The sequence below is a fragment of the Kordiimonas sp. genome (assembly GCF_048264555.1).
GTDB lineage: Bacteria > Pseudomonadota > Alphaproteobacteria > Sphingomonadales > Kordiimonadaceae > Kordiimonas.
In genome coordinates this window covers 170762-192969 of the sequence record NZ_JBLXCX010000002.1, presented here as the reverse complement: position 1 = coordinate 192969, position 22208 = coordinate 170762, and the positions used below count along the sequence as shown (strand labels likewise).

The following is a 22208-nucleotide window of genomic DNA, read 5'->3' as shown; positions in this document are numbered from 1 at the left end:
GGACACAATGTCCTATAATACGTTTGGAAGACTGTTTCGCTTCACCACTTGGGGGGAAAGCCACGGGCCAGCCCTTGGTGCCACGGTTGATGGCGTGCCTCCCCTCCTGGAGATATCCGAAGCGGAAATTCAGACGTATTTGGACAAACGCAAGCCGGGCCAGAACAAATACACCACCCAGCGCCGCGAACCAGACGCTGTGAAAATCCTGTCCGGTGTGTTTGAGGGCAAAACAACCGGCACTCCTGTACAGCTGATGATCGAAAACACAGATCAGCGCTCCAAGGACTATGGCGATATTGCTAAAACATTCCGGCCCGGCCACGCAGATTATACCTATATGGCCAAATATGGCGTCCGCGATTACCGAGGTGGCGGCCGCTCAAGCGCCAGAGAAACTGCGGCAAGGGTTGCAGCCGGTGCAGTTGCCCGCAAGGTTTTAGGGGGCGGCATCACCATTCGTGCGGCAATGGTGCAAATGGGCCGCACCAAAATCGATTATGATCGGTTCGACTGGGCTGAAGTTAATAACAACCCGTTTTTCTGCCCCGATGCAAAAACCGCTGAAGTATGGGCGGGCGAGTTGGAAGCTATTCGAAAGTCCGGCAGCTCTATCGGCGCTGTTATTGAAGTTGTCGCTGAAGGCGTACCTGCAGGCTGGGGCGCGCCGATTTACGGCAAACTGGACGCTGATCTAGCGACTGCCCTCATGAGCATTAACGCGGCCAAGGCCGTTGAAATTGGCGCTGGCTTTGAAGCTGCATGCCTCACAGGCGAAGAAAATGCTGACGAAATGATCCCCGGCACCGATGGCAAGCCGGAATTCCTATCAAACAAGGCGGGCGGGATATTGGGTGGCATTTCAACGGGCCAACCCATTGTGGCGCGTTTTGCCGTCAAACCCACAAGTTCGATCCTGACACCTCGCAAGAGTGTCGATATTGATGGCAACGCCACAGACGTAGTGACCAAAGGCCGGCATGACCCTTGTGTGGGCATTCGTGCGGTGCCAATCGCGGAAGCCATGATGGCGCTCGTACTCGCAGATCATAAACTCCTTCACCGCGCCCAGTGCGGCGAATAACGTTTATATAAAGCGCCTGAAACAGCCAGCGCCGCAAAGCTTGGCATTAGCCACCATGTGGGGCTTTCCATTGCCCACAAAAGCGCGCCATTTAGTGCTGCCCAAATGATTGGGGCCACATAAAGCAGCCAATGGCTTTTTGAGGCGGCCAGGAGAAGACATAAGGTGGCAACAACGGTTGCGTCCGGTGTCAGCCAAACCATTTCATCCTGCCCAAGAGCCCGGCCTTCGAAAATTGAGAGCCACGGAGCCAGGAACAACACCAGAAGAAACAGAACCAACCCGACAAGCTTCAGGTTTCGTGGGCGTTCACTAAACACCAGTTTTCCAGCAAACCCGGCACCCGCCAGAAGTACCGCTTCAAGCATAAACAATGCAGCAAAGTATGGCGCTGCCCAGCTAATGGTGGCGTAGAAGCCGTAAAAATATACCGCCGCTGTCCATCCCCACCCCAAAGCCACACAAAGCCACACAAGCGGCCCAGACCAACGCCTCGGCCAATATATCATCCACGCCACAGCGATACTGAGTGCAAAGGCTGCACAATGCATCGGCCATACCGCGTAATTGTATCGGCCCAGCAACCGATAATAGATATCCGGTGAATACATCAGAAAATCGCTGATGCTATAACTCAGCAGGTCTTCCACTAGAGGTCCTCGACATAGGCAACCATCCGCTGTCGCAGCGTAGCATCGGGAAGACTGCCGTGGCAGGCCGTCATATTCTCCCGCACATGCTCAACCCTCGTCGTGGCGGGGATCGTGCAGGTTATGGCGGGGTGTGAGATGATATATTTCAGAGCGAAATCGGCCCAGTTTTGAAATCCGCTACGAGTTACCCAATCAGGCATAGGCTCTCTTTTAAGCGCTCTTATCAGCCGCCCGCCCTGAAACGGCCTGTTCGCGATAACCGCCACATTTCTCTCCCGCGCAAGCGGAAGAATACGGTTCTCTGCTTCACGATCCGCCAGATTGTAGGTGAGTTGAACAAAATCGATATTCTCTGACCGGATGATCTGCTCCAGCTCGCGGTGCCTGCGACCGTGGGACGTGGTTACGCCAACATAGCGGAGAAGGCTATCCTCCTTCATTTCAAAGAGCATGGGCAGGTGCTGACGCCAGTCCAGAAGATTATGCACCTGCAGAAGGGCAAACCGGTCAAGACCCCAACGGTGGGTACTTTCCTCTATCTGGCTGCGACCATCGCCACTGGTCCAGACCTTGTCGGCAGCGATAAGCCCTTCTGGATAATGGAGTGTTTTAAGTGCGTGCCCAATTGTCGATTGGCTTGAACCATACATGGGCGAGCTATCGATAAGCCTTCCGCCAGCTTCAAAAAAAGTTTCAATGACGGCAGTCGATCGCCTGAGGCCTACCGGATCATTGCCAACATTGAAGGTGATCCAGCTGCCTAAGCCAATGGCAGGTATGGATTCGCCTTCGTCAGGGGCTGTTCTGGCAATCAGCTCACGCGCGAATGAAGGAGCACCTAAGCCCCACGGCATAATACCAAGTGCTAGTGCAGACTTGAGAATCGCCCGTCGCGTTGGGGACATATCGCCCTCCTATTTCTCACAGAATTATCCTTCAGAGGCTTTAAATTCATTACATAATAACATAATAAAACCGTCATCGCAGGTATCAATTGGTTTACCGCAGATCGTGCTACGGCTAGCGCCCGCCAAATAAGTGAGCTAACCTTCACGCCATCAAGGGGGATGCATATGAATAAATGGATCAGATATGGTGTCGGCGCACTTGTGCTCTCACTCGGCGTGGTTATCTACCAGGCTTGGACCCCAGACATCCCTCATGACGAGTTGGCAGAAAAATATGCCACAGGTGCATCTGATTTTATTGACCTACCTTCAGGGGCACGTGCCCATATCCGCACTCGTGGCAATTTTGAAGGAAAGACCGTTATCCTGCTGCACGGCTCAAACGCGTCCCTCCATACCTGGGAGCCGTGGGTTGATGCACTTGAGGCTGATTATTTCATCGTTACTGCGGACCTCCCCGGCCACGGTCTCACCGGCCCTATCCCTTCTGAGAACTATACCTATGACGGTATGGTTGCCTTCGTCGATGAGCTTGTAGAAACCCTCAATCTTGAGAATTTCATCCTGGGCGGCAATTCCATGGGCGGCGGCGTTACCCTCGCCTACGCACTCAAATACCCGGATAAGCCAGATGGTCTTATTCTCGTTGACGCCGCTGGAATCCCAACACCTGAGAACACCCGCATCAAAACCAGCAGACCGCTGGCGTTTGAGCTCGCAGGCCATTGGTATAGTGACTGGGTGCTGGAGAATATCACCCCTCGCAGCATTGTTGAGGAAGGCCTCAAAAAATGCTTCTCGGACAACAGCAATGTCACCGAAGCGAAAATCACTCAATATTGGGAACTGGCACGACACCCCGGCAACCGTGAGGCCACAGGCAAGCGCTTCGCGTGGTACCGCGACGGTCGCTCCTCGCTGGACATCACACCGATTAAACTTCCAACCCTTATCCTCTGGGGTGAAGATGACAGCCTTATCCCGGTTGAGACCGGTACACTCATGCATGAAATGATTGATGGCAGCGAACTGATCACCTACCCCGATGTTGGCCATCTGCCTATGGAAGAAATTCCCGCAATTTCCGCGAATGCTGTGCGGGCTTTCCTGAACCAGTTTAATGCACCTGTGCCTGCCGTGCCTGATAATGCGCCAGAAACCACAGACACTACAGATGAAGACGTAGGCCGTTAACCTGCGTCACCACGCCTTGACGGACACATTTTGACAGGTGTCGGGCGCGCCCGCTGGTTGCTTGTGTTCCAGCATTCCTCGTAAAGCGAGCAATAACAAACGCTCACAACAAGCCGGTCTGAAAAGTCCCTCAGGATCGCTGCATTCTCTGGTGTGGTGTCGAGTTTAATGGGCACAACATTCTCACCGGCAGGCACAACCGTGCCCGGCGTCAGATCTGAAAGTGTCACGCCGTCCACATTTCTCGCATCACCCGCAATCTGCACCTGGCCGCCGGTGCCCTGAGCAACCAGTTCTTCCCAATCCGCGCTCTCAACACCTTCAACCTTTGCTGAAAAACTCTCGATCACGGCCGGTCCGATGCCCTGGTTTACAAGGCCCACGTTAAAACTGCCTTTGTCGTCACCAATATGGCTGCCTGTGTAGACCAGAAGCGCAGGCATAACGGACAGACGCTGGTGCTCACGTTCCATGCTGGCTTCTTCGTGCATCACCTGAGTTTGCAAGATGGCAACCACCACTGCCGCCACAGCAGTCACCATCGCCGTAATGGAAACCAGAACTTCCAGCCTTATTTTCAAGCCTACCTCCCCATTTTATCGTCTTCTAGATTTTGGAGAAAACACCCACAAGTTCAAGATGCGGTGACCACAGGAACTGATCAACCGGCAGTACGCTCTCAAGCACGTATCCGCCATCCGCAAGAGTGCGCGCGTCACGGCTAAAGGTATTGGGGTTGCAGGATACCGCAACGATGCGCGGCACCTCCGACTTCGCAAGCTCGGCCACCTGCGCTGATGCGCCAGCACGCGGCGGATCAAACACCACGGCGTCAAAAATCTTGAGCTCCGCCGCAGTCAAAGGCCGGCGGAACAGGTCACGGTGACGCGGGATAATCTGCTTGAAACCGCTGGAGATATTCGCTGCAGCAGTCAAGGCATCAAGGGACGATTTAGCCCCTTCGGCAGCCAGCACCTGATGATTACGCGCGAGTGGAAAAGTGAAGGTTCCCAACCCGCAGAAAAGGTCCGCCACACGCCCAAAACCTTCGCAGGCTTTGGTGACAGCGCGTGTGAGCGCAGCCTCACCCTCTTCGGTGGCCTGAACAAAGCTCGCAGGCGGCAACACGACCCGCGCGCCGGCAAAATCCATCACGGGTTCACGCCGAATAGCCACGGGGTCGAGGAACCCCTGCTCTTGCCAGTGCAGCGCCGCGAGGTCATGCTCATTCGCAAACTCACTCAGGCTTTCACGCGCAGCAAGATCAAGCGCCTTCGGCGCATCAATCAGCATATCAACACCGCTGGCCGTCAGGGCCATATGGACGGTTGCCGCCATCCGCTGATCCAGAATGGCAACCAGAAGGGCACGAAGTGGTGCAAAAAGCGCGGTCAGCTCACTGCGCGTCACCGGACACATGCTCACATCAATGATCGTGTGGCTTTGCCGCTCATTAAAACCAAGCACCACACCTGCGGCAGTCCTGAGGGCTTTGAGCGCCACGCGCCTACGGCTCGCTTTCGGGCTGATTGCCGGTTCCAATACCGTAACATCCTCAAACCCATGCTGGCCAAGCGCCATCAGCGCCCGCTCTCGCACCCAAGCCTTATAGGTGCCGTCATCAAAAAACTGGAGTTGGCAACCACCACAAGCGCCAAAATGCGCACAGGCCGGTGTCTGCCGTTCAGCGCTCGGGGAGAGTATTTCAACGAGCTCGCTATAGAGGCCGTTACGGCGGCTTTCATTCACCTTGGCGCGGACCTTGTCGCCCGGCATGGTGAAGGGCACAAAAACCGGTGTGTCGTTATGTGTGCCCACACCGTCCCCTTGCGCGCCGAGGCTCATGATCTCAATATCCAGAAGCTCAGCCACCGTTTTTCTCACCGTAGATCAAAAACTCAACATTACCTTCTGGTCCCTTGATGGGGCTTTCGGTGATGCCCACAGCCCGCCACCCTTCAAGCGCGTCGAGCCACGCGCGTATATCTTCGCATACAGCCTCGTGCAAGGCGGGGTCACGGACCACACCACCCTTGCCCACATTCTCACGTCCGACCTCAAATTGGGGTTTGATCAGCGCAATCAGCTTACCACCCGTCTTCACTAGGCCAAGCGCTGCAGGAAGCACCGTTTTGAGAGAGATAAAGCTCGCGTCACACACCACCATGTCGGCTGGCTCGGGGATCTCGGCGTCCGTCAGGTAACGCGCATTGGTTTTTTCAAGCACAACAACCCGCTCGTCGTTCCTCAGTTTCCACGCCAATTGGCCAGAGCCCACATCCACAGCATAAACTCGCGCTGCACCATTTGTGAGCGCCACATCAGTAAAGCCGCCGGTTGAGGAGCCAACGTCAATCACCACCACATCAGACACATCGACTTGGAACTCTGCCAAACCTTTCTCAAGCTTCAGACCGCCCCGGCTCACCCACGGGTGATCTTTGCCACGCACATCAAGGGGTTGATCTTCCTTGATCTGCTGACCAGCTTTGAGGATTTTGATCTCGCCTGTGAAGACCACACCCGCCATGATAAGCGCTTGGGCCTTGGCGCGACTTTCAACAAGGCCGCGGTCCACCAGCGCTACGTCAGCCCGGATTTTTGCGGCCATATCGAGTGATCCCTGAGTTCTAGGCTTTGCCTGCGGCGGCTTCTGCGGCGCTGTCGCCAAGGTCATTGCGACCAAGCGCTCTCAGCACCGTTGCCACGATACCAGAGGCGTTAAGCCCCGCGTCTTCATACATCTGCTCCGGCTTGCCGTGATCCTGGAAAGTGTCAGGCAGTTTCATGGCCCGCACCTTGAGGTTCCCGTCCAGGATGCCCTCTTCCGCGAGAAAATCCATCACATGCGCACCAAATCCGCCGATAGACCCTTCTTCAAGGGTGATCACAAGGTCATGGCTTGCCGCCAGATCACGGATAAGCTGTTCATCAACCGGCTTTGCAAAGCGAGCATCGGCCACAGTTGTGGAAAGCCCTCTGGCGTCCAGGTCCTCAGCAGCCTTCATCGCCTCCCCTAAGCGAGCGCCAAGGGAGATAATCGCAACCTTGCTACCTTTTTTGACAATACGGCCTTTGCCGATTTCAAGCACCTTGCCTTCCGCAGGCAACTCAACGCCTGAGCCCTCACCGCGCGGATAACGCACAGCCGATGGCCGGTCATCAATCGCGTGTGCCGTTGCCACCATATGCATCAGCTCAGCTTCGTCAGCCGCTGCCATCACAACCATATTGGGCAGGCTTGCGAGATAGGTAACGTCAAAGCTGCCCGCGTGGGTTGGGCCGTCCGCCCCTACAAGGCCTGCACGGTCAATCGCAAAACGTACCGGCAGCTTCTGCACCGCCACGTCATGCACGATCTGGTCATAGGCACGCTGAAGGAAGGTTGAATATATAGCAACGAAGGGCTTAAAGCCTTCTGTCGCCATACCGGCAGCGAATGTTACCGCGTGCTGTTCCGCAATACCCACATCAAAGGTACGGTCTGGGAAGGTTTTCCCAAATTTATCAAGGCCCGTGCCTGACGGCATTGCGGCGGTAATGGCCACAACCTTCTCGTCCTTCTCAGCCGCCTGCGTGAGCGCTTTGGCGAAGATATTGGTGAAGGTTGGCGCACTTGGGGTCGTTTTTTTCTTCTCACCGGTCACCACATTAAACTGCGGCACCGCGTGATATTTTTCCTGGTTTGGCTCTTCAAACGGATGGCCACGGCCCTTCTCAGTCACAACATGCACGAGGATCGGGCCATCAATGGCGTCCCGCACGTTCTCCAGGACCGGCAACAAGTGTTCCATATTGTGGCCATCAATGGGGCCAACATAATAAAAACCAAGCTCATCAAAAAGCGTACCGCCGCCTGCCGCCATACCGCGGGCATACTCTTCCGCCTGCCGGGCGCGATCAGCCAATGGCCTCGGCAACATGGCAATCATTTTCTTGCCGAAGTCCCGAAGGCTCAGAAACGGTCGTGAGCTGATAATTTTAGCGAGATATGCGCTCAGCGCCCCAACAGCGGGTGCGATCGACATATCATTGTCGTTCAGGATCACGATAAGCTGGTTTCCCGCCTGCTCGGCGTTGTTCATGGCTTCATACGCCATGCCCGCGCTCATGGCCCCGTCGCCAATAACAGCAATGGCCTTGCCTTTTTTGCCAGACATCTTGTTCGCAACCGCCATACCAAGCGCCGCGCTGATCGATGTTGATGAATGACCCGCGCCAAAGGGGTCAAAATCGCTTTCCCCCCGTTTGGTGAAGGGGGATAGCCCCTCAGGCTGGCGAATTGTGCGGATACGGTCACGCCGCCCGGTCAGAATCTTGTGGGGATAGGCCTGATGCCCAACGTCCCAAATCAGCCGGTCTTCAGGCGTGTTGAAAACATAATGCAGCGCAACGGTAAGCTCGACCACGCCAAGCCCTGCACCAAAATGACCACCAGTAACAGAAACTGCGCTGATCATCTCTTCACGCAGTTCGTCAGCAAGTTGACGCAACTTGTTCGCGGGCAGCTTGCGCAGCTCCTCTGGCGTATGGATCGTATCCAGCAAAGGCGTTTCAGGTCGTACGCTCAACTTCTTATCCTTCTTCGGCATCGGCCATGATGCTTTTATAGTATTCTTTAGCCGATAGCGCCCTAGGTGCGTCGATTTATAGCAAAATGCGCGACGGCGCGCAAAAGCGATGCTTTATCGTCGAAGCCCGCCAAATGTTCAATAGCTTGATCAGAGAGAATTTGCGCTTGTTGACGCGCGCGATCAACGCCCATCAGGCTCACGAGCGTTGCCTTGCCCGCATCGGCATCTTTGCCGACCGCTTTACCAAGCTCATTCTCGCAGCCTTCAACATCAAGAAGATCATCGGCGATCTGGAACGCAAGGCCCAGATCACGGGCATAACCATGCAGCGACGACCGGGCCTGTTTGCCCGCGTGCCCCATTACAGCACCTGCCTCGGCAGAAAAACTGATAAGTGCGCCGGTTTTCATCTGCTGCAGCCGGTGGACAAACATCTCGTCCATATCATGCTCATTGGCCGTAAGGTCGATCATCTGTCCACCCACCATACCGTGATGACCGGATGCCCGAGCGAGCTCCCGAATAAGCTCCAGCCGGACGTTGGGGTCTGGGTGAGTTTCTTCTTTGGCGAGAATCTCGAAAGCAACGCTCATCAAGGCATCCCCCGCCAAAATGGCTGTGGCCTCGTCAAACGCCATATGCACCGTTGGCTGCCCCCGGCGCAGGTCATCATCGTCCATTGCAGGCAAGTCATCATGGATCAGGGAATAGCAGTGCACACACTCAACCGCCGCCGCAACCCGAAGGGCCTGCGTCCGGTCAACATCAAATAGCTCGGCACTCGCCAGCACAAGGAAAGGCCGCAAACGCTTGCCGCCGGAGAAAACCGAATAGCGCATTGCTTCCACCACCCGATCTTCCGGGCCACCGGTGAGCGCAATGATAGGGTCAAGAACACGTTCAATCGCGCCAGAGGTGGCCGCAAGTGCTTCTTTTAGGGGACCATTATCTTCCACGAGAACCCCGCTTATTCGACGTCAAGCGGCGCTGTGCCCGCAGCATTGCCAGCGGAATCAAGGGTGATCTTCTCAATCTTGGCCTGAGCATCCTTAAGCTTGGCTTCGCAATGCGCCTTCAGGGCTGTACCGCGGGTATAAAGCTCGATGGACTGTTCAAGCGACGCATTACCGGACTCGAGCTTGGCTACCACCTGTTCCAATGCCCCCATGGCTTGCTCGAAGCTCATGGCCTCGAGGTCCATCTTGTTATCCGCTGTATCGCCCATGCGTATTACCCCACCAGTTCCATCAAACTTATACTGATCACAAATATGCCGCTGTTATAGGCCCGCTATCCGCAGGACGCAAAGATTATTGCTGCGAATGTTTCTCAATAACTACCTCAGTAGACATCCGAGATTGCGCGCATCTCAACTCCAGGCAACGCGGAGACATCAGCGAGCAATTTTTCCTGAATTAACGTGCCTTTAGCCTGAAAGCTGTATACGCCGTCTGTCATCGTCCGGTTCATCAAGCCGATGGATTCAAGCAAATGCAGGTGAGCGATAGACTCGCCAAGCGCGAGGTAGAAATCCATGCCGGATACCTTGCGGCGGAAAAGCGCCGGGAAAGTCTCCACTGGCGTTCGCATCTCTGCACACCATTCATGAAGGGACGCGAGCTTTTCGATATGACCACCGATCAGGGCATCAAGCCGTGCCTGAAAGCCCTTGAACACGCGACCATGGCTTGGGAGCACCATGGGGTCGCCCGGCACCGCTTTCATGCGTGAAAGGCTCGTGAGCCAATGCGCGAGCGGGTTTGCCATAGGCTCCCGCGCGTGAACCGACACGTTCGAGGTAATGCTGGGCAGGATTTGGTCTCCCGCGATGAACAAGGGCTCATCAAGGCACGAAAGGCAGGCATGCTCTGGGCTGTGACCGCGCCCCACAACAACGCGCCAGCGCCTGCCCCCAAGCGAGATAAGCGAACCATCCTCTATCCGGGTATAGGTATGGGGCAGTTCATGCACCCCGCGACGGTAGTTATCAAACCGTGCTGCGCGGATCATCGGTTCAAACGACCGGTCAACACCGTGCTTGAACAGAAAGTCCACTTCATGTTCTGGCATGGTGGCTGTACCCCCAAGCCATAGACTGGATGCCAGCAGATATTCCGTTTGTGTTGTGGTGAACTCGGCACCATACCGTTCAACCAACCAGCCTGCGAGGCCGAGATGATCCGGGTGCATGTGGGTGGCTATCACCCGGTGGATGGGTTTGCCGCCCAGAAGTGCCTTATCAAGCGCCTCCCAAGCCTCACGCCCCCTATTGCCGTTGGAGCCAGTGTCAACCACGCTCCAGCCGTCACCTTCATCAAACAGATAGACGTTGATATGATCAAGCGACCACGGCAGCGGAATGCGTGCCCAATAGACACCATCAGCCACCTCAATGGTTGTGGTGCCGTCTGGCTTCTCTGTAAACGGAAAAACAAGCCCTTCTTTGCGGGCGCGCTTCATCTCGCGCTCGTCCGCCGCTGCATCCTTTGCGTTCCGGTGGTCCGCAACGTCGGAGCCATCAAGTTCTTCACTTTTGGCGCCTGCGGCAGCCGTACCTTTTTTACTCGTCATGGGCTTCCTGCTTCCCGGTTTTTTCTTCGCGTCTTCCTGAGATAGACCGGCCGGTGCAGCCTTCCAGCTTATTGGCGGGCAAAACTTTCTTCGCTCATCGCCATCAATGTTCCAGCGCCTTCTTTGATGGGGCCAAGAAGGGCTGTCGCCGGGGGCAGAAGCTGTTCTATGAAAAATTGCGCTGTTGTGATCTTGGCTTGAAGGAACGCTGGATTGCCCTCGCCGTTTTCAAGGCGGCGTTTGGCCTCCTCCGCCTGCACAGCGAGAAGGTAACCGCCAACCACTGTACCAAACAGCCGCAGATATGGGGTTGCGGCCGCCGCAGTGTCCACCACCCTCTCAAAGCCGTTAGACAGCAGGAATTCCGCGGCTTCCGACAGGGCTTCCACCCCCTCAGAGAGCCGCCGCACTTGTGCCTCACTTCCGCCACACCCCTTGGCAACAAAATTACGCATCTCCGCAATTAAATTACGCCAATGGCTGCCACCATCCATCATCAGTTTACGACCTGCGAGATCAAGCGCCTGAATACCGTTGGTGCCTTCATAAATTGGGGCAATTCGGCTATCGCGGTAGAACTGGGCAACACCGGTTTCTTCCACAAAGCCCATACCGCCATGTATCTGGATGGCAAGCGACGAGGCTTCCACGCCAATATCGGTAGAATATGCTTTAGATATAGGGGTTAGCAGATCTGCTTCACCTTTTGCTTTAGCTTTTTCCGTGAGATCTTCAAGCGTATGCGCCCGGTCAAGCGCCCACACATTACGGTAAACAATGGCACGCGCCGCCTCTGTTGTAGCCCGCATTGTCATCAGCATACGCCGAACGTCAGGATGATGGATAATCGTCACGCTTTCGCGGCTTTTTGCGCCTATTTCTGCCGACTGCAGCCGCTCCCGCGCAAACGCGACCGACTGCTGATATGCCCGCTCCGCGACCGATACACCTTCCAGCCCAACACCAATTCGCGCGTGGTTCATCATCGTGAACATGTTGCGCATGCCTTGGTTTTCCTCACCAACGATGTAGCCGATACAGTTGCCCTCATCCCCAAATGACATCACGCATGTTGGGCTCGCGTGGATACCAAGCTTGTGCTCAAGACTTACGCAGCGCACATCGTTGCGCTCACCGGGGTTCCCATTCGCATCAAGGTGAAACTTCGGCACCACGAACATGGATATGCCTTTGGTACCAGCCGGGGCATCAGGCAGCCGCGCGAGCACAAGGTGGATAACGTTTTCCGCCAGGTCGTGCTCACCCCAGGTGATGAAAATCTTCTGGCCGGAGATTTTATAACTGCCATCAGGCAACCGCACAGCCTTAGAGCGCAAAGCACCAACGTCAGAGCCTGCGCCAGGTTCCGTCAGGTTCATGGCGCCAGACCATTCGCCGGTGATCATCTTTGGCAGGTAGGTTTGGCGCTGCTCTTCAGTGCCGTGGGCCGCGATAGCTTCAATCGCGCCCGCAGTTAGTAGCGAGAGCAGACTATAGGCCATATTGCCCGAGGTGACCATCTCCGTCACCGCGATAGACAAGGCATTCGGAAGGCCCTGCCCGCCCAACTCCGGGTCTGCTGACAGGGTTGACCACCCGCCCTCTACATAGGCCTGATGCATGGGTTTAAAGGCGTCCGGGGTAATAACACGATCACCATCAAGCTTCGCGCCAATCTCGTCACCAATCTTGTTGGTGGGGGCGATGATACCACTCGCAAGCTTGCCTGCTTCCTCCAGCACGGCGCTTGCCAGTTCTTCACTCGCTTCCTCAAAGCCGGGCATAGAGGCCCATTCTTTCATTCCGGCTACGGTCTCAAGGGCAAAGCCAATCTCTTCAAGTGGCGCGATATAGTCACTCATTCATCTACTTCCCGTCAAAAGTGCCTGCATTTCCACAAAGGCGTTGTCAGCCGAGGCGCAGTCGCCTATCAGCTATAAGAGTTATCAGCCGGAGGAACCCCGCGGCTGGAAGTTTTTTTGCTTTGTCCCGTTGAGCGGAAGTTGTGCATGGCAACATTTAAAACTCAAGTCGTTTCTGACAGACAAGATGGTGCGATTTCGCTCGCTGTCGAGGAGTTGGCGCGCGGAAATCTCGTCGCTATTCCAACAGAAACAGTCTATGGGCTTGCCGCGGACGCTACGGAACTTTGTGCGGTGCAGCATATCTACACTGTCAAAGGCCGTCCCTCAAACAACCCCCTGATCTGCCACGTTGCTGATATAGACATGGCTCAAAAATACGTGGTTGTTTCCCCGCTCGCAACCCGGGTCATGCAGTTTTTTTGGCCCGGGCCGCTCACATTGGTGTTGCCTACGCGTCCGGGATTCGCGATTGCGGCGCCTGTATCGGCCGGTCTTGATACGCTCGCAGTACGCTGCCCAGGAAGCGAAACAGCACGGCAAATCATCAGTGAGCTTGGGAGGCCCATCGCCGCCCCCAGCGCCAATCCTTCAGGCAAACTATCCCCAACGTCCGCAGACGATGTGCTGCAAGGGCTTGGTGGCAGGATACCACTGATCATTGATGGCGGCGACACACCGGTGGGTATCGAATCTACCATCATCGGCATCGTGGATGAAAAAATCACGTTGCTCCGTCCCGGCAGCGTTACGGCTGATGACATTACCGCCGCTGTGCACACCCCGTTTTTTGACCGTGACAGCCAGCAGATTACCGCACCCGGCCAGTTGGAAAGCCACTATGCACCCTCGTCACATGTCAGGTTGAATGCCACAGAGCAAGAAGCCGACGAGGTATTGATAGGCTTTGGTGAAATTGAGGGTGTTCTGAACCTCAGCCCCTCATCTAACTTAGAAGAAGCGGCGCATAACTTATTTAAATTTATAAGAAAAGCTGACAAAAGAAACCCGAATTGTATTGCTATCGCCCCTATCCCCAATCAGGGTGTTGGTATCGCAATAAACGACAGGCTGCGCCGTGCGGCAGCACCAAGGAACCAGTAATGCTTGAAAACGCCCACCTCGAACAGCTACATGCGATCGCGGGCCCAAAGGGCGCGACACAAGATGGTGCTTTAATCGCACCGCACCTGAGGGAGTGGCGCGACAAGTTCAATGGTCAAACCCCCTTGATGCTCATGCCGCAGAACACAAAAACAGCGGCCAAGCTGATTGCTTATTGCCACGCACATCATATTGCTGTGGTTCCTCAGGGAGGCAACACGGGCCTTGTGGGTGGGGGCATTCCAGGCCTGAAGGGGCGCAATGAGGTGCTGTTCAGCACGCGCAGAATGACTGACACCTGCCTTGTTGACGCTGACGATTTCTCGATCACCGCATCTGCTGGCTGCAATGTTGCCATCCTTCAGGCGGCAGCCGCAGAACACGAGCTGTTGTTTCCCCTCTCGCTTGCTTCCGAAGGCAGTTGCACCTTGGGCGGTGTGGTATCCACCAATGCTGGCGGCATTCACGTCCTGCGCTACGGCACCACCAGAGCCCTCACCCTTGGTGTTGAAGCCGTGTTGCCAACGGGTGCAGTGATCAACGAATTAACAGCCCTCAGGAAAAACAACACAGGCTATAACCTTAGCCAGTTGCTTATCGGCGCCGAAGGGACGCTAGGGATCATTACCAAAGCCACCTTCAAGCTATTCCCAAAGGAAGCACAGAAACATACCTGTCTCTTGGCGGTCGGCAGCCCTGAACAGGCCCTTAAACTTCTGACATCAGCCAGACGTGCTAGCGGAGACCGTGTTTCAGCATTTGAACTGATGCCTCGTATAGGGCTCGACTTTGTCCTGCGTCATATTCCCGGCACGTCAGACCCTTTAGGCGTGCCCTATCCGTGGTATGTGTTAACCGAGATTGCAACCAGCAAGCCGGACCCTGCCCTTAAGGCTGACATCTCGTCGTGGCTGGAGACGGAACTGGAAAGCGGCAACATTCTTGACGGCGCGGTCGCGACTTCGCTCAAGCAAGCTGATAATTTCTGGAAACTAAGGGAGAGCATGTCTGAAGCCCAGAAGATTGAAGGCGGCAGCATCAAACACGATATCGCAGTACCGGTTTCTCGGGTACCGGTGTTTCTAGAGAAAGCGACGCGTGCGGTGCAAAACTTCAGCCCTGAAGCCAGATTGGTTGCCTTCGGCCATCTAGGCGACGGCAACATTCATTTCAATGTCATGCAGCCTGCAGACGGCGACAAGAACGCCTTCCTTTCTACCTGGGAAGAGATGAATGCGCTTGTTCATGATGTTGTTATGGAGTTTGGCGGCTCCATATCAGCAGAGCACGGCATTGGTACATTGAAAAAAGAAGAACTATCGCGGCTTAAACCCGCAGCAGAACTGGATGCTATGAAGGCTATCAAGGCAGCCCTTGATCCTCATAACATCATGAACCCCGGCTGCCTGTTCACCTAACCTCTACTGATTGCGTGGTTTCAGGCCTGCCTTTTCCGCATAAAAAGCCTGTATTTTCGCCATATCTGCGACCATATCACCCGTCGGCATAAATACCGGGCCTATGCCAACCTCACGTTTCTTGCTGTCAACAAACGCGAGTACGATCGGCACATCCGCAGCCACGGCAATTCGGTAGAAACCGCTTTTCCATTTGCTGACTTTTGAACGTGTCCCTTCAGGCGCTAGACCGAGGATCAACTCGTCCCGCGATGCAAAGGCTTCGGCCGCACGTTTTACAACATCCGCCACATCATTGCCCTCACGCTCTACCGGAATGCCGCCGAGCCAATAGAAAAGCCAGCCAATTGGTCCTTTAAAGAGAGTATGTTTGCCAAGAAAACGAACCCGCAGCCTGAGCACACCAACGACCGACATGAATATCGGGAAATCCCAGTTGCTGGTATGAGGCGCAGCTATTGCGACAAATTTGGGAATGTTGGGCACCTCCCCAACGACCTTCCAGCCACCGAGGCGTAAAACCACTCGGCCTATTTGATACAAAAGGCCAGTAAAGAAACGATTTTGATAAATAAGCCTGCTGGCCATCGGGTATTATATCCATATGGGGAAACTGGGCGTGTGATGCTGTAGTCCATAAAATAAAGGCGGACAAGCAGTTGCTATCCGCCCTAAAGTTAGAGCACGACCCCACTCAGGCAAAATGGGGCCGTGCTATACTCTTTTGAGTCCCTATCAGATCTCAGGCAAAATCTTTTAGGTGCTTCTATCATCGCAAGCCATATGCCAGTTTTTTTCTGTTGAAGAATCAAAGCATTATGGGACGTGGTCCCAATTTGATACGTCTCAATCCTGTTCCAAATGTCTCATTTTGAAACGCCGCACCAGAATGAAACACCGAGATTATGCGATTAGTGCACGCGCAAACACGGCTTCATCCTGCTCATCAATCCATAAATGAGGGGCGACGCGAAGCGTATTTCCCCGCACACTCGCTGATACGTTCGCTGCCTTGAGGCGCGCGAGCAGCTCTTCACCTGCCGCACCGATATGAACGCCAAGCAAATGTGGGCCCCTGAAGGCTTCATTCACTGGCAAAAAACCCGCCTCGCTGGCTAGTGCCGCGAGCCTTTTGTTTAATGCCTCTAACGTCTCAGCGATATTTTCAATACCCCACTCAAGAAGCTGCCTCAGCCCCTCTTTATAGATTGGGGCAAGAATAAAATTCGAGCGCTCCCCCATGTCAAAGCGCCGTGCCCCCGGCTGATAATCTGACTGGTAATTCACGAGACCCCGGAAATCTTCGCTGCCTTTACGGGCAATCCAGTTCTGTTCGAGCGGCTTTCCGTCTTGCCAACGCGGCGCCACATACATCACCCCCAGGCTATAGGGGCCCATCATCCATTTGTAGCCGCCCGCAATGGCAAAGTCCGGGTCTACCTTCTGCATATCAATCGGCATCGCACCTATGGACTGAGTTAAATCCAGCACCAGCGCGGCACCGATGCGCTTGCACGCTGCGGAGATAGAAACCAGATCCAGCGCAGCACCTGACGACCAATGCACGTGCGGCAGTGCGACAATGGATATCCTGCCACCAAATTGTTCAAGCGTATCCAAAACAGCCGTGGACCAGTCATCATCATCTGGTGTGGCAACGGTCATGATCTCACCACCAACCCGGTCCGCTAGAGCCCGCCACTCATAAACGTTGGACGGAAACTGCTCTTCGAGCACGAGGACAGCCTCTCGAGGCTTAAGCGGCAGGTTTTTCGCCGCCGTTGCCATACCGTAGCTAACGGCCGGGATGATGGCCATGCTATCAGCATCTGCGTTCAGTATCTGGCCAGCCAAAACCCGGATTTCTTCCACTACCGGAAAAAAGTCTTCCGCGGAAACCTCCCACGGGTGCATGGAAAGCGAGAGGGCTTCCTGCCCTACCCTGTGTTGTTTTTGGGTGAGCGGCGTCATGTAGGCCGCATTCAGGTAGCAAACATCTCTGGGGATATCAAACAGATGACGTTGAGACGGAAGTATCATAATAGGCCCTCGCTTAAAGGGCCGATATTATTCTAGTGGCCCCGGATCAATCGTTCGTATGCAATCAACAAAACACCAATGACCGACTTTGAAAATCCTGCAGCTTCAAGCAAACGCGCCACAATCTTCTTGTCGCCTTGAGCCAGCTTGCCCTCAACAGCCTCATAGGGGCGATCCAGCCGCACAGCCACAGCCATGGTGAACAGGCGCACATTGCCATTTTGCAGATAGTTGAGCAACACATCTGAGGTCAGACCGTCAATCGCCATCAACTGCTTGAGATAGTTATCAATTTCTGAGAGCGGCGCCATCTCAAGCGTGCGAGAGAAAACCTGCCGGTTCGCCATTGAAACGAGATAGGACGCATAATCCGTCGCCAGCCCGAATTTCTCGGAGAGATATTCGCCGTACCGTTTGGATACCTTGAAGATGATTTGCTCAACAACTGCTGGGGGCAAATCCGCCCGCTCCGCCAGCTTTTCCATCAGGCTACGTTCTTCAGGGAAGCGTTCAACCACGCGATTGCAACTGCGTTCTGAAACTTCCGCGCCACCATTTGCGATCAGCGTAGTGACCGCGCCCAGCGACCCCACATCGCTGATGGCAAAGCTGACAGCTTCGGAGAGGCTTGAGCGTTGGGCAATCGCCTGTTGGGCGCTCGCTCCACAGCTTCTCACAATCTCTTCCAGAAAAGCATCGTCAATCGCTTGCGACGCAACAAGGAAGGGCATGGAAACCTGATCAATGTCCTTCGAGAGCTTAGAGACAAGGTCAAGCGGCAGAAAACTGCATGCCCGCAGTTCTTTCGCTAACGCCTCACGCACAGACACAGCAACATCTTCAACAAGAAGCTGCGCAAGCTGCAGCGCATCCTCGTTGCCGTTACCATTCTCCTGCCGGGCTAAAATCCTGCCGACTTTCCGCGCAATTTCTTCGCGCGCTTTCTGGTCGATGTTTCTGAGTTCTTCCATCTGCGAAATATCGATACTCATTCAGGATCACCTAATCCACTCAGGCTTTTTGCCTTTTCAATACTGTCGCGGTGCGAATACGTGTTTTGCACGAAAATTCCTAGGAAAAAGTGATCTCTTTTAAGCCTTTTGCAAAACGTTTTGCGTTATCCTGATATATCTTAGCCGACATATCTATCATTTGGCGTTCTTGCTCTGTCAGCTCCCGCATCACACGTGCTGGCGAGCCAACAATGAGTACACCGTCCGGAAACTCTTTTCCTTCTGTGATCAAGCTGTTCGCGCCAACGATTGAACCGGTTCCTATTTTTGCGCCATTCAGGATCGTGCTTCCCATGCCAATAAGCGTTTTATCGGCGATTGTGCACCCATGCAGCATAACCTTATGCCCTATGGTAACATCTTCCCCGATTACAATGGGAGCACCGATATCTGTGTGCAGGACGGAATGATCCTGAATGTTGGAGCCTTTCCCGATTGAGATCGGGTCATTGTCTCCCCTGATGGTAACGCCGAACCAGATGCTGGACTCTGAAGCCAATTTCACATTGCCGATAACGCTCGCGTTGTGGGCCACCCACACGCTGTCATCCTCAAACTGCGGCTTCACTCCATTAAGTTCAAAAAGCATAAATCCCCCAGATTGGTTCGCCACATAGGCGCTTGTTCACTAGGATGGCGTTTTCTTGACATTAAATCAATGCGGACAAATGCAAAACAATCGTTTACTAAGCCCAAAAGTAGCATGAAAACTGGTACCCAATGGCACAAAAGATCGAACAGAACGAACTAGCATGGCGTGGGAACTCCCCCGTATCGACTGTGTTCGACGATGTCTATTATTCGGCAGACAATGGGCTCGAGGAAACAGATCACGTTTTCCTGCACGGCATAGGTGCGCCCGATGTGTGGATGGGGCAGGATCATTATGTTATCGCCGAAACCGGTTTTGGTACCGGGCTCAATTTTCTCGCGACATGGCGGGCTTTCAAAGCGAGCGGCGCAACAGGCAGGTTGACCTTCATCTCAGTTGAAGGCTTTCCTCTCACTGAAGGTGCACTGCGAAGCGCGCACGAAACCTTTCCGGAAGTTAGCATCTACTCTGGGCAATTATGCGACGCTTGGCCTCCTGCGGCGGACGGGTTTCACCCACGCATATTTGAGGATGGCCGCGTTACGCTTATCCTACTTTTTGGGGATGCCGCAAAAACCCTGCCCCGGCTAAACGCACAGGTCGATGCCTGGTTTCTCGATGGATTTGCCCCGGCCAAAAACCCAGCCATGTGGTCCGACGAAATTCTGGATCAAGTCGCGCGGCTATCCAGACCTGGCACTAGGCTCGCGACCTTCACAGCCGCTGGTTTCGTGAGACGCGGGTTGCAGGAACGAGGTTTCGATATCATCAAAGCACCCGGATATGGCCGCAAACGTGAACGCCTGATTGGCGAGGCAAAATTACCTGCCCCCCTTTCCAACACGGGCCGAACCCAGCTTCCTGAATGGGCAACCTTACCAAAACAAGCAGAAGGGCCCTTTGTCGTTGTCGGCGCAGGTATCGCGGGACGGTCGGTAGCCTATGCGTTAGCCCGGCGCGGCAAAAAAGTTACCCTGATCCAGAGCCCTGTATCACCATGCGCAAGCGCAGTCCCTTCAGCAATCATCGCACCAAGGTTCATTCTGGATACACAGTCCCACGCTGACTTTTTCACAAGCGCCTACGCATTTGCGATTGCTCATTCCGCGTTCGCTCCCCACTGGGCGACAATCAAAGGTGTAAACCTATTAGGCAAAAACAAAGCAGATAGAGAACGCCATGCAAAGCTGGCTGCCCAATTGGGTTGGTCTGCCGACTGGTTAACTTGGGACGGTGAAACGCTAAACCTGCCACGAGGCGGTACAGTGAAGACCTCTGGTGTGCTGAAAGCTCTCGCAGGCAACATTGAGGTTCGCACCTTTCATGTAGATGAGTTGGAACAAACAGATGACGGCTGGCGCCTGAATAACTTTAGTTCTGGCGAGCATATAGATGCGGCCCATGTAGTGATCGCAACAGGTGTTGAGGCTTCAATTCTGCCTGACAGTCTTATTTGGTCGGAAATTCGTCCAAACCGTGGTCAGGTCGAAATCCTTGATGCAAAAGACGCAGCAGACTTACCCTCAACCTCCATCAGTTTTGGTGGTTATCTAACCGCTGAGATTGATGGTTTGCGCACCTTGGGATCGACATTCGATAAACTCGCTGAAATAGGCGCGCAGGATTATCAGGTGAGCGCGAAAAGCCGCGCAACCATCGAAACACAATTCTCCAACGCGACAGGCCTTAAGTTGCCAAATAACGCTTATGTTGAGAGTTGGGCCGGCGTTCGTGCCACAACGGCAGACCATCTGCCTTTTGTTGGGGCGCTTTACTGTTCGAAACAAATATCTGCTCAGTATGCCCCACTGGCAAAAGATGCAAAGACGACGGGCTTAAGGCCGGCAGAGCCTCTGGATGGCATCTCTATTCTCACCGGACTTGGGTCAAAAGGGTTCCAGTATGGTCCCCTGCTCGGTGAATTTCTGGCGGCGAGCCTTTGTGACGACCCCCTTCCCCTACCCGCAGATCAAATCCCGTCGCTTCACCCGCTTAGGCAGAAGATCAGGGCGATTATCAGAGGTACTTAGGTAAGGTCGTCCTCCTTAAGCTGTTTAGCGATTTTCTCCAGTTCAATAAGCTCGCGCTGCTTCTTTTTCATATAAGGCCACAACACCACCATAACCATGATCAGTGCAGCCAGAGCAGCAACGATGATATATCTCACCCGTTGCAACTCATCTGCTGCGATGCCTGGGTCCTCATCCGTGATTGTCCACCACGCCAGCGGCAACATGGCAAACGAGACAATTCCCAACCAGTAATTCGCCTTCACATAAAGAATGGCCGATTTCGCCCGGCGTATCTGCAACTCGATCAAAGACAGTGCCGTATCACCCGGCTCGCCCCAGGCACCACGCCTGATACGAAACGCTGCATAAATGCCCCCTACACTCAATAGGCCAGCCGCACCCGCAAAAACATAGGTCGCTATCGTGGTCGCGCGGTACATAAGATAAAGCGTCACGATAAGCCCTGCGCCGCACATCAAAAGCTCAATGACAAAGTTCACCCGCATTCGCCACCAAACGAACCGAGCCTTCCTGGCCATTTTTTCCATATCAACGGAAGGGCTATCCTGCCATAGCTCTTGCAGGTTATCCCACTCAGGCGTGTCCATCAGGTCCTGATTATTATCCATGGCCAGTTCCTGTCCTGTGTTGTGCCGCCACAGTGTGCTTCGGGTGATCAAGTTTTCGCATCGCCACTTTCAGCATTTCCTTCGCTCTGCTGAACCTGACCATGGCGTTGTTCTCAGATATGTCCAAAGCATCCGCGATCTCTTTATGTGAAAACCCTTCAAGCGCCAGTGTGGTCACCTGCCTTAAGTTCAGCGGTAACTCGCGCACGGACGCCAGCAACTTCTGGCGCATCTGCTCTTTTGCCACCTGTTCATCAAGGGGTGGCGCGTTACTTTCCAGCCGCTCATCCAGAACAGTGCGGCGGGGCGCTTTGGCGGCACGGGAAACATGTGTGATGCATTTATTCTGCGCAACTCGGGCGATATAGCCCTTCAAACTACCTTCCCCACGGTATTTAGGCAGCGCCTGCCAGAGTGCGAGCGAGACCTCCTGCAGCAGCTCTTGCTGCTGGGCCGGATCAGCCTCATAAGAAGCAACAATCCGGCCCAGCATAGCCCCGTGTGATTGCAAAGTGGCTTGAAAGTCCACGCCCGGTTTCGCCTTCGTTATACCC

At 54.5% G+C, this 22208-nt stretch carries 21 protein-coding genes; 5 read left to right on the top strand and 16 right to left on the bottom strand.

The features are described 5' to 3' along the window. Positions 1–7 precede the first annotated feature (7 nt). On the top strand, positions 8–1084 hold the full coding sequence (aroC, locus tag ACN0XZ_RS06015; protein ID WP_417456827.1) for a chorismate synthase: 1077 nt from the start codon (positions 8–10) through the stop codon (positions 1082–1084). Here aroC and ACN0XZ_RS06010 read toward each other — a convergent pair. Next, positions 1060–1734 (bottom strand): DUF6064 family protein, encoded by a 675-nt coding sequence (locus tag ACN0XZ_RS06010; RefSeq protein WP_417456826.1) that lies wholly within the window; start codon positions 1732–1734, stop codon positions 1060–1062. The genes aroC and ACN0XZ_RS06010 overlap by 25 nt on opposite strands. After that, on the bottom strand, positions 1734–2642 hold the full coding sequence (locus tag ACN0XZ_RS06005) for an aldo/keto reductase (protein WP_417456825.1): 909 nt from the start codon (positions 2640–2642) through the stop codon (positions 1734–1736). The genes ACN0XZ_RS06010 and ACN0XZ_RS06005 overlap by 1 nt, the downstream gene beginning before the upstream one ends. A gap of 168 nt (positions 2643–2810) precedes the next feature. Between ACN0XZ_RS06005 and ACN0XZ_RS06000 the strand changes: the two genes are divergently transcribed. Beyond that, positions 2811–3839 (top strand): alpha/beta fold hydrolase, encoded by a 1029-nt coding sequence (locus ACN0XZ_RS06000; RefSeq protein WP_417456824.1) that lies wholly within the window; start codon positions 2811–2813, stop codon positions 3837–3839. Here ACN0XZ_RS06000 and ACN0XZ_RS05995 read toward each other — a convergent pair. The 8 genes from ACN0XZ_RS05995 to ACN0XZ_RS05960 all read right to left on the bottom strand — a co-directional run bounded on the left by ACN0XZ_RS05995 (position 3836) and on the right by ACN0XZ_RS05960 (position 12846). Then, on the bottom strand, positions 3836–4420 hold the full coding sequence (locus ACN0XZ_RS05995) for a hypothetical protein (RefSeq protein WP_417456823.1): 585 nt from the start codon (positions 4418–4420) through the stop codon (positions 3836–3838). The two genes, ACN0XZ_RS06000 and ACN0XZ_RS05995, sit on opposite strands and share 4 nt — an antisense overlap. Before the next feature lie 25 nt (positions 4421–4445). Further along, positions 4446–5711: a 23S rRNA (uracil(1939)-C(5))-methyltransferase RlmD gene (gene rlmD, locus ACN0XZ_RS05990; protein WP_417456822.1), complete on the bottom strand. Its 1266-nt coding sequence runs from the start codon at positions 5709–5711 to the stop codon at positions 4446–4448. Further along, the gene (locus tag ACN0XZ_RS05985) at positions 5704–6450 is read right to left on the bottom strand and encodes a TlyA family RNA methyltransferase (RefSeq protein WP_417456821.1); all 747 of its coding nucleotides are present in this window, start codon (positions 6448–6450) and stop codon (positions 5704–5706) included. The genes rlmD and ACN0XZ_RS05985 overlap by 8 nt, the downstream gene beginning before the upstream one ends. Before the next feature lie 19 nt (positions 6451–6469). Further along, positions 6470–8410, bottom strand: a complete 1941-nt coding sequence (dxs, locus tag ACN0XZ_RS05980; RefSeq protein ID WP_417456820.1) for a 1-deoxy-D-xylulose-5-phosphate synthase — start codon at positions 8408–8410, stop codon at positions 6470–6472. Between the two features lie 62 nt (positions 8411–8472). Next, complete coding sequence (locus tag ACN0XZ_RS05975; RefSeq protein ID WP_417456819.1) at positions 8473–9369, bottom strand: polyprenyl synthetase family protein; 897 nt, start codon at positions 9367–9369, stop codon at positions 8473–8475. Positions 9370–9380: 11 nt separating this feature from the next. Then, the gene (locus tag ACN0XZ_RS05970; RefSeq protein WP_417456818.1) at positions 9381–9638 is read right to left on the bottom strand and encodes an exodeoxyribonuclease VII small subunit; all 258 of its coding nucleotides are present in this window, start codon (positions 9636–9638) and stop codon (positions 9381–9383) included. A 116-nt stretch (positions 9639–9754) separates the two neighbouring features. After that, on the bottom strand, positions 9755–10984 hold the full coding sequence (locus ACN0XZ_RS05965) for an MBL fold metallo-hydrolase (RefSeq protein WP_417456817.1): 1230 nt from the start codon (positions 10982–10984) through the stop codon (positions 9755–9757). Positions 10985–11052: 68 nt separating this feature from the next. Then, complete coding sequence (locus tag ACN0XZ_RS05960; protein WP_417456816.1) at positions 11053–12846, bottom strand: acyl-CoA dehydrogenase; 1794 nt, start codon at positions 12844–12846, stop codon at positions 11053–11055. A gap of 147 nt (positions 12847–12993) precedes the next feature. Between ACN0XZ_RS05960 and ACN0XZ_RS05955 the strand changes: the two genes are divergently transcribed. Together ACN0XZ_RS05955 and ACN0XZ_RS05950 are read left to right on the top strand one after the other, a co-directional pair. Next, entirely contained in the window at positions 12994–13950 is a 957-nt protein-coding gene (locus ACN0XZ_RS05955) for an L-threonylcarbamoyladenylate synthase (RefSeq protein ID WP_417456815.1), read from the top strand. After that, a complete protein-coding gene (locus ACN0XZ_RS05950; protein WP_417456814.1) occupies positions 13950–15368 on the top strand; it encodes an FAD-binding oxidoreductase in 1419 nt (472 codons plus the stop codon). The genes ACN0XZ_RS05955 and ACN0XZ_RS05950 overlap by 1 nt, the downstream gene beginning before the upstream one ends. A gap of 3 nt (positions 15369–15371) precedes the next feature. Here ACN0XZ_RS05950 and ACN0XZ_RS05945 read toward each other — a convergent pair whose 3' ends face one another. The 4 genes from ACN0XZ_RS05945 to ACN0XZ_RS05930 all read right to left on the bottom strand — a co-directional run bounded on the left by ACN0XZ_RS05945 (position 15372) and on the right by ACN0XZ_RS05930 (position 19010). Then, entirely contained in the window at positions 15372–15893 is a 522-nt protein-coding gene (locus tag ACN0XZ_RS05945; RefSeq protein ID WP_417456813.1) for a lysophospholipid acyltransferase family protein, read from the bottom strand. 378 nt (positions 15894–16271) lie between these two features. Next, positions 16272–17408, bottom strand: a complete 1137-nt coding sequence (locus ACN0XZ_RS05940) for an aminotransferase class V-fold PLP-dependent enzyme (protein WP_417456812.1) — start codon at positions 17406–17408, stop codon at positions 16272–16274. Positions 17409–17440: 32 nt separating this feature from the next. Continuing rightward, positions 17441–18400, bottom strand: a complete 960-nt coding sequence (locus tag ACN0XZ_RS05935) for a DUF2336 domain-containing protein (RefSeq protein ID WP_417456811.1) — start codon at positions 18398–18400, stop codon at positions 17441–17443. Positions 18401–18479: 79 nt separating this feature from the next. Next, entirely contained in the window at positions 18480–19010 is a 531-nt protein-coding gene (locus ACN0XZ_RS05930; RefSeq protein ID WP_417456810.1) for a gamma carbonic anhydrase family protein, read from the bottom strand. Positions 19011–19141: 131 nt separating this feature from the next. Between ACN0XZ_RS05930 and mnmD the strand changes: the two genes are divergently transcribed. Continuing rightward, positions 19142–21043 (top strand): tRNA (5-methylaminomethyl-2-thiouridine)(34)-methyltransferase MnmD, encoded by a 1902-nt coding sequence (gene mnmD, locus ACN0XZ_RS05925; RefSeq protein ID WP_417456809.1) that lies wholly within the window; start codon positions 19142–19144, stop codon positions 21041–21043. Here mnmD and ACN0XZ_RS05920 read toward each other — a convergent pair. Together ACN0XZ_RS05920 and ACN0XZ_RS05915 are read right to left on the bottom strand one after the other, a co-directional pair. Next, positions 21040–21654, bottom strand: coding sequence for a hypothetical protein (locus ACN0XZ_RS05920; protein WP_417456808.1), 615 nt, complete (start codon positions 21652–21654; stop codon positions 21040–21042). The two genes, mnmD and ACN0XZ_RS05920, sit on opposite strands and share 4 nt — an antisense overlap. After that, entirely contained in the window at positions 21647–22183 is a 537-nt protein-coding gene (locus ACN0XZ_RS05915) for an RNA polymerase sigma factor (protein WP_417456807.1), read from the bottom strand. The genes ACN0XZ_RS05920 and ACN0XZ_RS05915 overlap by 8 nt, the downstream gene beginning before the upstream one ends. Between the last annotated feature and the right edge of the window lie 25 nt (positions 22184–22208).